The sequence below is a fragment of the Stenotrophomonas sp. 112478_Sma genome (assembly GCF_056479905.1).
In genome coordinates this window covers 3,904,725-3,917,677 of sequence record NZ_CM151072.1, presented here as the reverse complement: position 1 = coordinate 3,917,677, position 12,953 = coordinate 3,904,725, and the positions used below count along the sequence as shown (strand labels likewise).

11 protein-coding genes are annotated in these 12,953 nt (G+C 66.3%); 6 read left to right on the top strand and 5 right to left on the bottom strand.

The features are described from left to right. Positions 1-197: 197 nt before the first annotated feature. The 5 genes from ACZK08_RS17825 (at position 198) to aceK (ending at position 4,349) form a co-directional block, all read left to right on the top strand. Positions 198-1,163, top strand: a complete 966-nt coding sequence (locus tag ACZK08_RS17825; RefSeq protein WP_065181543.1) for a hypothetical protein — start codon at positions 198-200, stop codon at positions 1,161-1,163. Then, positions 1,156-1,704 (top strand): GTP-binding protein, encoded by a 549-nt coding sequence (locus ACZK08_RS17820; RefSeq protein ID WP_065174394.1) that lies wholly within the window; start codon positions 1,156-1,158, stop codon positions 1,702-1,704. Before ACZK08_RS17825 ends, ACZK08_RS17820 begins: the two co-directional genes overlap by 8 nt. Further along, on the top strand, positions 1,697-2,113 hold the full coding sequence (locus ACZK08_RS17815; protein WP_065181544.1) for a roadblock/LC7 domain-containing protein: 417 nt from the start codon (positions 1,697-1,699) through the stop codon (positions 2,111-2,113). Before ACZK08_RS17820 ends, ACZK08_RS17815 begins: the two co-directional genes overlap by 8 nt. Before the next feature lie 53 nt (positions 2,114-2,166). Continuing rightward, entirely contained in the window at positions 2,167-2,526 is a 360-nt protein-coding gene (locus ACZK08_RS17810; protein ID WP_053515634.1) for a hypothetical protein, read from the top strand. A 92-nt stretch (positions 2,527-2,618) separates the two neighbouring features. Beyond that, the gene (aceK, locus tag ACZK08_RS17805) at positions 2,619-4,349 is read left to right on the top strand and encodes a bifunctional isocitrate dehydrogenase kinase/phosphatase (protein ID WP_065181545.1); all 1,731 of its coding nucleotides are present in this window, start codon (positions 2,619-2,621) and stop codon (positions 4,347-4,349) included. A 17-nt stretch (positions 4,350-4,366) separates the two neighbouring features. Here the strand turns inward: aceK and ACZK08_RS17800 are convergent, their stop codons facing one another. The 4 genes from ACZK08_RS17800 to ACZK08_RS17785 all read right to left on the bottom strand — a co-directional run bounded on the left by ACZK08_RS17800 (position 4,367) and on the right by ACZK08_RS17785 (position 10,581). Beyond that, a complete protein-coding gene (locus ACZK08_RS17800) occupies positions 4,367-5,941 on the bottom strand; it encodes a sensor domain-containing diguanylate cyclase (RefSeq protein WP_053515759.1) in 1,575 nt (524 codons plus the stop codon). A 115-nt stretch (positions 5,942-6,056) separates the two neighbouring features. Then, entirely contained in the window at positions 6,057-7,073 is a 1,017-nt protein-coding gene (locus tag ACZK08_RS17795; RefSeq protein WP_065174396.1) for a cupin-like domain-containing protein, read from the bottom strand. Between the two features lie 123 nt (positions 7,074-7,196). Then, entirely contained in the window at positions 7,197-10,190 is a 2,994-nt protein-coding gene (locus tag ACZK08_RS17790; RefSeq protein WP_065174397.1) for a TonB-dependent receptor, read from the bottom strand. 100 nt (positions 10,191-10,290) lie between these two features. Further along, a complete protein-coding gene (locus ACZK08_RS17785) occupies positions 10,291-10,581 on the bottom strand; it encodes a hypothetical protein (RefSeq protein WP_155761008.1) in 291 nt (96 codons plus the stop codon). A gap of 18 nt (positions 10,582-10,599) precedes the next feature. Here ACZK08_RS17785 and ACZK08_RS17780 point away from each other — a divergent pair, with 18 nt between their 5' ends. Continuing rightward, positions 10,600-11,877, top strand: a complete 1,278-nt coding sequence (locus ACZK08_RS17780) for a sugar MFS transporter (RefSeq protein ID WP_065181547.1) — start codon at positions 10,600-10,602, stop codon at positions 11,875-11,877. A gap of 20 nt (positions 11,878-11,897) precedes the next feature. Here the strand turns inward: ACZK08_RS17780 and ACZK08_RS17775 are convergent, their stop codons facing one another. After that, positions 11,898-12,905 (bottom strand): LacI family DNA-binding transcriptional regulator, encoded by a 1,008-nt coding sequence (locus ACZK08_RS17775; RefSeq protein WP_053515642.1) that lies wholly within the window; start codon positions 12,903-12,905, stop codon positions 11,898-11,900. Positions 12,906-12,953 lie beyond the last annotated feature (48 nt).

The window sequence follows — 12,953 nt, the reverse complement described above, 5'->3', positions numbered from 1 at the left end:
GAAAACGTGACTTCCGTCAGCTGTCGGAATGTCGTCAACACGGCATGAAACTTGCCCGCGATGGCCGTCGCAGAACCGATGCGTGCGTAGGCGCGGGCACTGTCAATCTGAGCGGTCGATCACGACGGATGCCGCGGGCGATGACCTAGCCTTGGCGACGCGAGATCGCCGGGGAGGCGGTCGCACGGGGAACACGGATGGCACGCGTGCTGGTAGTGGGAACCGATATCCAGGGAGAGCAGGCCCTGCTCAGGCGCCTGCGCATCGCTTCGGCCCTGCCTGACGGCCAGATCCGCCGCAGCCAGGATCTGGACGACTGTGATCTGCTGGTCATCCGCGATACGCCCGCATTGCGCAACGCGGCCCTGCGCATGCGCCAGCAGCGGCCCCGCCTGCAGTGCTGGATCGAAGATCCCGGTGGCCAGCTGCGCGACGGCGATGGCCAGCAGCGTGTGCTCGATGACGGCGCGATCGGCCGCGCACTGCGTGGCATGCAGCGCCCACCGGAACCCGTAATTCCACACGTGCCCGCGCCGATCCGCCTGGCCGATGGTGCACACGCGATCACCCGCCTGCTGCGCGAGCGCTTGCCACTGCGGCAGGGATACGCGCTGCTGGGGGATGCCGCTGCGCCACTGCTGCTGCTGGACCTGGAGCAGGACCAGGCCATCGCACTGCACGAGCCCGTCGTGGCATTGGTCGAACGCCTTGCGCGGGGGTTCGAACAGCTCTGGCTCGATGCGCTGACAGCAGCGCAGCTGCAGGCCCAGGCGGCAGATCGCACCCGGCAGCCATTGCGCCCGTTGCTGTGGCAGTGGGCGCAGCGCAGCCCGCATTGGCAGGCCCTGGACGAGCGCCTGCGCGTCGCCTCGGTGAAACTGCTGCGCTGGCCTGACTTCCGCGTACTGGGCCACGATCACGATGGCTTCCGCCTGTGCTCGCTGCTGCTCAAGCGCGCCTGTACGGTGGACGAGTGTGCCGTGCTGCTCGACCTTCCGCAGGCTGCAGTACGCGATTTCGTGCACGCCGCTTATCTGTGTGGCTATGCGCAGCTGCAACCGGCGCCTGCGGCGACGGTGACGGTCATGCGCAGCACGGGCAACGACAGCGGGCTATTGGCCCGGCTGTGGCGCCACCTGCGCGGGAGCGAACGCAATGCGTGAGCACAAGGTGGTCGTGCTGGGTGGCATGGGCAGTGGCAAGTCGACGCTGGTGCGCAGCATCGCCGCCGGCACGGTGGTGGACACCGACGTCGCCAACAGCGATCGGCTTGGCGCCGACAAGGCATCGACCACTGTGGCGCTCGACTACGCCGACATCGATCTGCCCAATGGCGAGCGTCTCCGCCTGTACGGTACGCCGGGTCAGCAACGTTTTGATTTCCTGTGGCCGATCCTGCTGCAGGGCGCGCGCGGCGCGGTGCTGCTGCTGGATGGCCGACGTGCCGGCGTGGCTGCCGAACTGGACGGCTACCTGCAGGTGCTGCGGCCGTTCGGACCGGCGCTGGCACTGGTGGTGGCGGTGACCCATCTGGACCAGGCACCGGCGGCTGCGATGGAACACTGGGCAGCACATGCGCAGATCGACGGCCAACCGCTGCCGCTGCTGCCGCTGGATGCGCGCGACCGCGAACAGGGGCTGTTGCTGATGGATGTGCTGATGAGCGAGATCGAAGCGTACGCGCTGGTGACCGCGCATGGCTGACGGACAGGCCGCACTGCTGCCCGATGCACGCCAGCGCGAACGCCTGCAGCCGTTGCTGCAGGACCTGCAGCACCGGGTGGAAGGGGTGCGCACCGTGGTGCTGGCCAGTGTCGATGGCTTCGCACTGGTCAGTGCCGGCGCCGAAGGGCGTGGTGAACGCCTGGCCGCGATGACCAGCGCAATGCTGGCGCTGGCGGCAGCGGTAGGGCGCGAGCTGGTCCTGGGAGACCTGCAGACGCTGATGCTGGAAGCCGCGGGCGGCAAGGTGCTGATGCTGGCCATTCACGGTGAAGGGCGTGCGCCGCTGCTGCTGATGGCAGCCTGCGACCAGCGCAGCGTGATCGGCCAGGTGCTGTGGCAGAGCAGGGAATGTGGCCAGGCGATCCTGGCCGAACTCGGCGGACCGTGAGCCCGGCCGCAGGGGAACGAGGGGCTCGAACCTACACCGACAAGGGGTGCAACGTGTCTGGATTGAATGAATCGTTGAATGCACTGATGGGTATCGATGGCGCGCAGGCCGTGGCGCTGGTCGACTATGAAAGCGGCATGCTGCTGGGCGAAGCCGGTGCGGGGATGGACATGGAAGTGGCGGCAGCCGGCAACACCGAAGTGATCCGCGCGAAGATGAAAACCGCAGCGTCGCTCAACCTCAACGACAGCATCGAGGACATCCTGATCTCGCTGGGCAAGGCGTACCACATCATGCGCCCGGTGGCCAGGAAGAAGGGCCTGTTCTTCTACATCGTGCTGGACCGTAGCAAATCCAATCTGGCATTGGCCCGGCGCAAGGTGCAGGAAGTGGAGGCCGAGCTGGCCATCTGAGCCGATGCCTGTTGGAGCCGGGCAGGACCCGGCTCTACCCATTCCACCCCACGCCGGCGTATGGTTGAGCCATCTTCCCCGGTGAGGCCTGCATGTCCACGCCTGACATCGCTGCCGAGCTGGCGCCGCGCATCGCCGGCGCCATCCGCGATGGATTCGAGCAGTACCATGCCCGCTTCGCGGCGATCACCGCCCGCGCACGGCAGCGCTTCGAACAGCGCGACTGGAACGGTGCCCGCCAGGACGCCGTCGAGCGCATCGCCCTGTACGACCTGTGCATCGCCGAGCAGATGGATGCACTGCGCCGGCTTGCCGGCGAGGCAATCGGCGAGCGCTCGCTGTGGTTGCAGGTGCACGGCGCCTACAGCGCCCTGCTGCAGGGGCTGATCGACGCCGAGCTGTACAAGACGTTCTACAACACGCTGTCGCGGCGGTTGTTCGCCACTCGCGGCGTCGACCCGGCGGTGGAGTTCATCGCCTTCGATGTCGAGCCGTCCGATGCGATCACCCATCCGGTCGCCCGCCACACCTATGCGGTCTCGCCGACGCGCCCGGTGGAGGCGCTGCAGCGGGTGCTGGCTGACTATCGCTTCGATGTTCCCTATGCGCACCAGCTGCGCTGTGCCGCCGCCATCGCCATACGGCTGCAGGATGATCTTGCGCACTGGGGCGATACGCCGGTACGCAGCATCGAACTGCTGGATACCGTGTTCTACCGCGAGCGTCGCGCCTATCTGGTAGGGCGCGTCTTCGGCGAGCATCGCTTCTCGCCCTGCGTGATCGCGCTGGTCAACGATGAACAGGGCCTGCGTGCCGATGCAGTGCTGACCCGTCGCCGCGATGTCGCCCATCTGTTCGGCGTGTCGCGCAGCTATTTCCAGGCCGACCTGGCCACCGTCGGCGACGCCGTGGTGTTCCTGCGCAGCCTGCTGCCGGGCAAGCCGATCGACGAAATCTACACCGTGCTGGGCCGTGCCAAGCAGGGCAAGACCGAGCGCTACCGCACCTTCTTCCGCCATTTCAATGAACATCCACACGAGCGCCTGGTCCACGCCGAAGGCACCCCCGGCATGGTCATGGCCGTGTTCACCCTGCCCAGCTATCCGCTGGTGTTCAAACTCATCCGCGATCGTTTCGCCTGGCCGAAGGCGATGTCACGGCAGCAGGTGGAAGAGAAGTACGCGCTGGTGTTCAACCTGGACCGTGTCGGCCGCCTGCTGGACGCGCAACCCTATCGGCACCTGCGCTTCCCGCGCGACCGCTTTGCGCCGGCGCTGCTTGACGAACTGCTGGGCCAGTGCGCGCAGAGCATCCGCGTCGATGGCGACGAAGTGGAAGTGGCGCTGTGCTACGTGCAGCGCCGTTTCCGCCCGTTGAACCTGTACCTGCGCGAGCAGGGCGCAGAGCCGGTGCGCGCTGCGGTGCTCGACTACGCGCAGGCGATCACCGACATGGCGCGCAACAACATTTTCCCCGGTGACATGCTGCCGAAGAATTTCGGTGTTTCACGTCACGGCCGCGCGGTGTTCTACGATTACGACGAACTGTGCCTGGTCAGCGACTGTGTGTTCCGTGCCTGGCCGCAGCCGAGCTCGCCGGAAGAGGCGATGGCCGACGAGCCCTGGTTCCACGTTGGCCCGCGCGATGTGTTCCCCGAACGCTTCGGCCCCTTCATGGGATTGCCGGCCGGCGAACTGGCGGCCGTGCGTGAGCACTATCGGCACCTGTTCGATCCCGGCTGGTGGCAGGCCCTGCAGGCCCGCTTCGCCAGTGGCGACTATCCGGACACGCCGCCCTATGCCGCCAGCCACCGGCTGGCGTAGCCCCGCGCGCCTGCGCTTCAGTCTGCGTGGGGGTAGACGATTACCCGGTTGCGCCCCTGTTCCTTGGCCAGGTACAGGGCCTTGTCGGCCAGGCGCAGGGCCTGCTCGGCATCGGCATGGAAGCTGGGGAAATGGGCCACGCCCAGCGACACCGTGATCGTGCCGACCGGTGCGAAGGGGTGATCGGCGATGTGCTGGCGCAGGCGCTCGGCGGCCTGGCGCGCAGGCTCGGTACCGATACCCGGCAACAGCAGCAGGAACTCCTCGCCGCCAGCGCGGCACAACAGATCGCTCTCGCGCGAGTGGCGGCGCATCTGCTCGGCGATATGGACGATGACGGCATCACCGACGTCATGCCCATGGCCGTCGTTGATCGATTTGAAGCGATCGATGTCCAGCGCCAGGATCGCGAAGGGAATGCCCTGCGCCTGCAGCGCATCCAGTGCATGCTGCAGCCCGCGACGATTCAACAGACCGGTCATCGGATCGGTGCGGCTGGCGCGGTTGAGCGTGCCGATCCGGTCCTGCAGTGCGTTGAAACTGTGCAGCACCGCATGCTTGAGCTGGGCAACCTCGAAGTACCAGGCGCGGATGCCATTGACATGGCTGATCGCGTTGCCGGTATCTTCGCCCGCCTGCACGTTGCGCGCCAGCTGCCACAGCGGCAGCGAAATGCGCCGGGCGAACCACCAGGTGATCACCAGTGACAACACACCCAGCGGGATCGCGTTCCAGATCACCGCCGACATCAGCCGCGACAGTGGCTGCAGGGTGGCTTCGGTGGGCCGCTGGGCGACGATGCCCCAGCCGGTGACAGCGACCGGGGCATAGCCGGCCAGCATCGATACACCGCGGTTGTTGCGTACCTGCTGCGCTCCCCGCTCGCCGTGGATCACCGCCGTCACCGCCGGATTGCCGACCACATAGTCGCCCACCCGCTCGCCTTCGACGTGGTACAGCAGGCGGCCATGGCGGTCGACCACATACAGATACGAGCCGTCGCGATAGTAATGCGTACCCAGCAGCGTATGCAGCGCGCTGCGCTGGCGCAGGTACAGTGTGCCGCTGATATAGCCGCGGTACCGACCCTGGCCGTCGAAAATCGGATGCGACAGTGAGACCAGCAGCTTGCCGGTGGCCGACTGGTAGGGATCGCTGATCATCGGCTGACGGGAGGCCAGTGCCGCATTGTTGCCCGCGCTGTGCAGGATCTCGCCCTGGAGCTGCAGCGTCTGGGGCGAGGTGGCGATCACCAGGCCATCGGCATCCACGACCAGCGAGGAGTTGAAGCTGCTCGACTGCAGCTGCAGGCGGCTGGCTTCGCCCTGCGCCTGGCGCGGATCCATGTCCGCCTCGCCCAGCCGGGTCGCGCTGTAGGCCAACTGCTGCTGGGCGGACAGCAGGAAGTTCTGGGTCGTCTCGGCCAGCTTGCTGGCATAAACGCGGTTGGCCTCCAGCGTGTTGCCGACCAGCTGGTCGCGTTGCACGCGGTAGCTGGCCAGCAGTGTATTGGCCAGGGCGATGATGGCGCTGAGCAGGGCGAGGGCCAGGATCAGCTTGCCCAGGTTGAGGCGGGGCGAAATCAGGCGCATGCGGAGCAGGATGGGGCGGGGGGGACCGCAATGCGGGCAGGCGCAGGCGGAATGCAGGCAGCATTATCGCCAGAAACGGCGTCGGCGCGGGTGAAGCCCGGCGCGACCGGCGGCCTCAGCGCTGCAGGCGGCGCAGCAGGGTCTGGCGCACGTGCGCGGCCGCCGCTGCGTCGAGCGTTCCCAGCACACCCTGCGCCTGCATCGGGATGTGTGCGGTCGCTGCCTCGCTGTCGGCGAACACATAGTGGTCGAACATCGCGCGCCACTGCGCGCGCTGTGCCGCAGGCAATCCGCGCAGGGCCAGGATCGACAGCATCAGGGCATTCATCGGCGAGTCCATCCAGGCCGGCACCGGCCGCCACCAGGTGTTGACCAGCACATTGAATGTTTCCAGACCTTCCATGTGGTGCCACCACAGTGAAGGGATGAAGACCGCATCGCCCGGTTCAAGTTCGGCCACCAGCGCCTGCTGCAGCGCCTGCGGGAAGCGCGGAAAGCGATCAAGGTCAGGTGCGTGGAAATCGACCAGGCTGATCGCCTGCCCTGCGGGAGTGAAGTCGAGCGGGCCGATGTACAGGTTGTCGATCTGGTCCGGTGGGAACAGCGTCACCCGGCGGCGCCCGGCCGCCACGCATGCCAGGTTGTCCGGTACGTCCTGATGGGCGGCAATGCGCGAGCGGTTGCCGATCCAGATGCTGCTGAGAGGTTCGTCCACGCCCAGCTGCAGCGGATTGGCCCGGGTGAAGCCGGGCAGGAAGCTGTCCAGCGTCGTCGATGCCACGTAGATTGATGGCGGCGCCGGATCGGTGGCGTACTTCAGCAGCGTGGCCAGCACCACTTTCAACGGTACCTGCTCGCGGCGGAAGTTGAAGCCGCTCATGTCCGCGTTGTAGAACAGCCGGCCGCCGGCGTCGGGTGCTGCCGTGGTCGCGGTCACCGGCATCTGCCCGTGGTCGAACGCGGCCAGGTGCGCAACCGCCTCCGCAGGCGAGCGGCGCGCGGCCGCGACCAGGGGCCAGTGCGCGACCAGCCCGCGGATCACCTTCGGCGTGGTCCAGGTGTGCAGCCGGGCCGGCAGCTCATCCGGGTCCAGGTCCCGCACGTCATCGATGGGTCGGGGATGGGGCAGCATGCGTGGACATCCTGGTCGTGATGGAGAGCCGGGCCCGTGCCCGGCGGCCTTGGGTCCGCGCATCATGCACCCGTGCGGCGTGGGCCGGGCATGAACCCGGCTCCACGAGCCCTCCGGCGCCGGTCAGAACTTGTAGCGGACGCCGAACATGTAGCGCGGACCGGTCTGGGTGGCATAACGCAGCATGTTGGTGTGCCGCGAATAGGTGCGCATGGTCTCGTCGGTCAGGTTGATTGCTTCCAGGCTCAGCGTCAGCTGTTCGCTGACCGCGTAGCTGATGTTGAGATCGAGCTGACCGTACGCGGCAGTGTAGTTCGGGTTCGGGCCCTGGCCACCGATGCCGTTGAGGAACTTGTCGCGCCAGTTGTAGGCCGCGCGGATCTGCCAGGCGTTCTTGTCGTAGAACGCGACCACGTTGGCCGAATCGCTCAGGCCGATCATCGGGTACTGGTCGCCCAGGCTGAGGTTGTTGAACGTCAGCCCCGACTTCACCTTGGTGTAGTTCGCGGCCACGCCGAAGCCGGACTGGCCGAACAGGTGCTGCACCGCCACTTCCCAGCCGTCGAGGTGATCCGAGTGCTGGTTGGCCGGTACCGTGATGTCGAAACCGGCCACCGGGTCGTTGGGCTGGCCGACGATGGTGCCGGTCATCTGCCCGGCCGAATTGCGCCCGGTATAGGTCACGCCGGGATCCCCGGCATGGTTGGTGAAGATGTAGTCGCGGATGCAGGGCATGTCGGTGGTGCCGCAGCCCGATGCGAGTGCCTCGTTCCAGTACGCGCCACCGACCGGCGTATGCAGGGTGCCGGCGTTCTCGCGCACGATGGTGTCGCTGATGAAGTTCTTGATGTTCTTGCGGAAGAAGCCCACGGAGGCATAGCTGGCCTCGCCGTAGTACCACTCCAGCGACAGATCGAAGTTGTCCGAGATCAGCGGCTCCAGACCCGGATTGCCGCGGGTGCCGGTGCCGCCCTGGGTGCGCACGATGTCGGCCAGCGACTGACCGCTCTGGATCTGCGTCCAGCTCGGCCGGCCCAGGGTGCGGCTGTAGCTGCCGCGCAGCGCCAGCGTCTCGGCCAGGTCCAGTTTCAGATCAACGTTCGGCAGCACGTAGTCGTACTTGCCCTTGCCACCGACGAAGCCGCGATCGGCGGCGTAGTCGATGTTGAACTCGTTGGCCGAACTCCAGCTGATGCCGGTCGGTACGCGCACCAGCGCATTCGACTCCACCTCGGTCTGCTCGTAGCGCGCGCCGACGGCCACGTGCAGTGGCATCGACCAATCCAACGTGGTGCGGTACTGCAGGTAGGCACTCTTCGACTTCTCGGTGGTGCGGATGTCCTCGGAGTACTCCGTCGGTGCGTAGTAGCAGCTCGGGCAGGCCGGATCGGAATCGGTGCCGACCTGGGCCGCGCGATCGATCAGGCGGTCGAAGTCGAACACCAGGAACTGGCCGGTCAGGCGCGGATCGTTGTGGCCGGAGAATGCCTTGAAGTACTTGCCCATGTTGTCGGCGTACCAGATGTCATCGGCGTAGTCGGCCGGAGAGCCCAGACCGCCCCAGCTGTTGCGCTGCATGATGGCCGACGCAGAGCGGTTCTCCACCTGGGTGTGGCCCACGCCGAAGTCCAGCGCCGAATAGTCGGCGAAGCGGAACGTGCCGCGGCCCTGGTACTGCTGCACCTTGGACTTGTTGTAGCTGTTCTGGAACACCGAGCCGGTGACAAGTGCGTCGGAGGCCTGCACGCCGCCCGGCGGCAGTGCGATGTTGATGATCGGCAGGTCGCCGCTGTAGTCGACGGTGGTGGTGCCACGCACGAAGGCGGCCACGCCGAGCACGCCCGCCGAGCCATAGGGACTGTCCGGCCGCGATTCCGACTCGGCGTTGTGCACATCGAAGGACAGGTCCAGCGCGTCGTTCACTTCCCAGTCGACGTTGAAGCCCAGCGAGTGCATGTCGGTCTTGGTGGCCAGTTTGGCGCCGCCCATCGACACGTCCGAATTGGTCATGTCCTCGCTGTAGATGATCGGCGCGGACACCGGGCCGTTGGTCCAGATGCTGTCGCCCGGACCATAGTTGAACCAGACCGACAGCTCGCTGCGCTGCTGCTGCACCTTGTTCTCGACATAGGTGTAGTCCAGCGTGGTCGTGACATTGTCGGCCGGCTTCCACTGGAACGTCGCCTGCGCGTTGGTGCGCTGCCGCTGCACGCCATTGACGTTGTAGGCGGTGTTCTGCGGACGTGCGTAGACATCGTCGGGGCCGGGGCGGTTGGTGATGCGGTCGGAATACCCCTGGCCCGGCAGCGGCAGTGCCCGCCAGTCCGCGCTCTCGTTGCCCTTGAACGTGGCCCAGCCCTCGGCCACGGTGGCCTGGTTGAAGCCGGAATCACGTTCCTGGTGGCTGGCACTGAACGTCACGCCGAAGCGATCGTCGGCGTAGCGCTGGCTGAAGATGCCCGAGAGCTCGCCGGTGACGTTGGAGCCGCGCAGGGTCCGCGGCAGGTTGTCGTTGGACGAATCGTTGACCGCCTTCAGACCAAGGCTGATCACCGGTTCGGACTCCAGCGGCCGCAGCGTCTTGATGTTGATGGTGGCACCGATGCCACCGGCAGGATTGTCGGCGCGGCTGGTCTTGTATACCTCCACCGCAGAGATCGACTCGGAAGCGAGGTTGGCGAAGTCGAACGAGCGCGAGCCGGACAGGCCGCCGCCGCCGTTGCCCAGATTCGACGCCGGCATCTGCCGCCCGTTCAGCAGCACCAGGTTGTAGTCCGGACCAATGCCGCGCACGGTCACCTTGGACCCTTCGCCGCTGGAGGTGCGGTCGATGGAAACGCCGCTGATGCGCTGCAATGATTCGGCCAGGTTGGTGTCCGGGAACTTGCCGATGTCCTCGGCGACGATGCCGTCAACCACGCCCTGGCTGTCGCGCTTGAGGTTCATCGATGAGGTCAGGCTGCCGCGGATACCGGTGACCTGCACCGCATCGAGCGTGGTCGGATCGACTGGTTCGTTGGTGCCGGGTGCGTCCTGTGCCCATGCCGGGGCGGCCAGCGCAGCCAGCAGCGCGGAAGTGAGCATCGTCTTGCGAGGTACTGCCTTGTACGTCTTCATGGAAGCTCCCTCCCCAGGGAATTCGGTAATGGCGATCCTGCTTCGTTCAATCACGGACTACTGCATGTGGCCCGGATTGGAGCGACGCTTGACAGCGTTGTCAACAAACTGCCATGAAGTGCGCCGCGTCGGCGGTCGCAAGGCGCGCTGTGAAATCGTTGCCAGAACCTCGTCGCTTCGGAAACAACGCCTTGTGCGACGGCATCTGCAGCGGTTTTTCAGGGATGACAGCGCTGCCAACACGGGGGCAGGAAAGTGTTGTGCGGTGCAGAACAAAACTGCGCGGATCAGCTTTCAGCCCGCACGTGTCAGGGCATTCGTCGGACTGACAGCGCTGGACAATCACAATGGCTGCAAATGTCACGCATGACCGCAGGATGGCTTCGATCACTGACTGGAAGGACAAGCAATGGACACAGTAACGACCGTTCGAGGACATCACGTGCAGGGCACCACCCGCGCACTGGCGGTGGTCACCGCCATCTTCTTCATGTGGGGCTTCCTGACCTGCCTCAACGACATCCTCATTCCGCACCTGAAAGCGGCGTTCGCGCTGAGCTGGGTGCAGGCGATGCTCATCCAGTTCACCTTCTTCGGCGCCTACTTCCTGATGTCGCTGCCTGCGGGCCGGCTGGTGGCTGCGGTGGGATACAAGCGCGGCATCGTCGCCGGGCTGGCCATTGCAGGCGTCGGCTCGCTGCTGTTCTGGCCGGCTGCGGCCGCCCATGTCTATGGGCTGTTCCTGGCGGCGTTGTTCGTGCTGGCCACCGGCATCACCGTGCTGCAGGTGGCGGCCAACCCCTACGTGGCATTGCTGGGCGAGGAGCGCACCAGCTCCAGCCGGTTGACCCTGGCGCAATCGATGAACTCGCTGGGCACCACGCTGGCACCGTTGTTCGGTGGCCTGCTGATCCTGTCGGCGCAGCCGCGCAGCGAGGAGCAGCTGGCGCTGTTGCCGCAGGCCGAAGCACTGGCCTACCGTGCAGCCGAAGCGCAATCGGTGCAGCTGCCGTACTTCGGCCTGGCCGTGGTCCTGTTCCTGCTGGCGGCAGCGATCTGGATGTTCCGTCTTCCCGCCATTCCCGGCGTGGAGGAACGCACCGGCGCGCGAAGCCGGCCGTGGGACGTCCTGCGCCACCGCCATGTGCGACTGGGTGTGCTGGCCATCTTCTGCTACGTGGGCGCGGAAGTTTCCATCGGCAGCGTGCTGGTCAACTTCCTGTCCTCGCCGGGCATCGGCCAGGGCATGACCGAGCAGGAGGCCACCGGTTATGTCTCGCTCTATTGGGGCGGTGCGCTGGTCGGGCGCCTGCTTGGCGCGGCGCTGCTGGCGCGGTTGGATGCGCGCTGGCTGCTCGGTCTTTTCGCGCTCGCGGTGGTGCTGCTGCTCGGCATCACCGTCTCCACCACTGGTGGCCTGGCCAAGTGGGCGGTGGTGAGCATCGGACTGTTCAACTCCATCATGTTTCCGACCATCTTCGCGCTGGCGATCACCCGCCTTGGAGCTCTCACCGGACAGGCTTCAAGCCTGTTGGTGATGGCCATCGTCGGCGGTGCGGTCATTCCGCTGGCCATGGGCTGGCTTGCCGACAATCATGGCCTGCAGCTGTCGTTCCTGCTGCCGGCGCTGTGTTATCTCTACATTGCCTTCTATGCATGGAAGGGTTCGCGGCTGCCTGCCGCGTGAGCCGCAGGTTCGCCGCTGGCTCAACGTCGCCGTGGTGCGGCGGTCGACTCGCGTTCGAGTACCGCGTGCTCGACCGTGATCATGCGGCCAGCGGCTTCGGCACGGATGTGCTCGATCAGCTGTTCGGTGGCCAGCCGCCCCATGTGCGAGGTCGGTTGGCGCACGGTGGTGAGTGCAGGGTAGATGTGCCCTGCGATCGGCGTGTCGTCGAACCCGCACACCGAGAGGTCGCGCGGCACGCGAAGGCCGCGTTCGCCCGCGACGCGATACACGGCCGCGGCCATGTCGTCGTTGGCGGCGAAGATCGCTGTGGGAGGCTCATCCATGTCGAGCAGCAGGTTGGCTGCGTCCACGCCGGACTCGAACGAGAACTGGCCGTTGACCACCAGCGCCGGATCGTAGGCGATACCCGCCTGCCGCAGGGCCTGGCGGTAACCGGCGTAGCGCCACTGGCAGGCACCATGCGCGCGCGGCCCCTTGATGTGGGCAATGCGGCGGTGGCCCTGCGCGACCAGGTGACCGATCAGCTCGACCACCGCAGTGGTTTCATCCATGCGCACGCCGATGCGTCCTTCCGGGTGTCGCGGGGCGATGCAGGCGAAGGGAATGTCATGCTCTTCCAGGTACGACAGCACTACTTCGTCGTCGGTCAGCGGCGGGATCAGCACCACGCCATCCGGACGCGAGTTCTCGAACAGCGCGGTCATGTCGGGCAGGGTACGCCGGCCAGTGCCCACCGGGCCGAGGATCAGGTTGTAGTGCTGTGCGTGGCAGGCCTCGAGCATGCCGTTCTGGATTTCCATCAGGTAGTTGCGCGAAGGATTGTTGTAGACCAGTGCCAGCGCGTACGAGCGCTGTCCGGCCAGGCTGCGCGCGGAGAGATTGGGCTTGTAGCCCAGGCGCGCCACGGCCGCCAGCACCCGTTCGCGGGTCTGCTCGCGCACGTTGGGCTCGCGGTTGAGCACGCGGGACACCGTCTTGATCGATACCCCGGCAACGGCGGCGACATCCTCGATTCGACTGCGCATGATGCGGTGGATCCTCCTGGAAGGCGGCTACGCGCCGATGGTAGTGCG

What these genes read in the sequence shown, in the direction of transcription:
- ACZK08_RS17825 (WP_065181543.1), top strand. Translation starts at nt 198, where the DNA reads ATGGCACGCGTGCTGGTAGTGGGAACCGATATCCAGGGAGAGCAGGCC.
- ACZK08_RS17820 (WP_065174394.1), top strand. Translation starts at nt 1,156, where the DNA reads ATGCGTGAGCACAAGGTGGTCGTGCTGGGTGGCATGGGCAGTGGCAAG.
- ACZK08_RS17815 (WP_065181544.1), top strand. Translation starts at nt 1,697, where the DNA reads ATGGCTGACGGACAGGCCGCACTGCTGCCCGATGCACGCCAGCGCGAA.
- aceK (WP_065181545.1), top strand. Translation starts at nt 2,619, where the DNA reads ATGTCCACGCCTGACATCGCTGCCGAGCTGGCGCCGCGCATCGCCGGC.
- ACZK08_RS17800 (WP_053515759.1), bottom strand. Translation starts at nt 5,941, where the DNA reads ATGCGCCTGATTTCGCCCCGCCTCAACCTGGGCAAGCTGATCCTGGCC.
- ACZK08_RS17795 (WP_065174396.1), bottom strand. Translation starts at nt 7,073, where the DNA reads ATGCTGCCCCATCCCCGACCCATCGATGACGTGCGGGACCTGGACCCG.
- ACZK08_RS17790 (WP_065174397.1), bottom strand. Translation starts at nt 10,190, where the DNA reads ATGAAGACGTACAAGGCAGTACCTCGCAAGACGATGCTCACTTCCGCG.
- ACZK08_RS17780 (WP_065181547.1), top strand. Translation starts at nt 10,600, where the DNA reads ATGGACACAGTAACGACCGTTCGAGGACATCACGTGCAGGGCACCACC.
- ACZK08_RS17775 (WP_053515642.1), bottom strand. Translation starts at nt 12,905, where the DNA reads ATGCGCAGTCGAATCGAGGATGTCGCCGCCGTTGCCGGGGTATCGATC.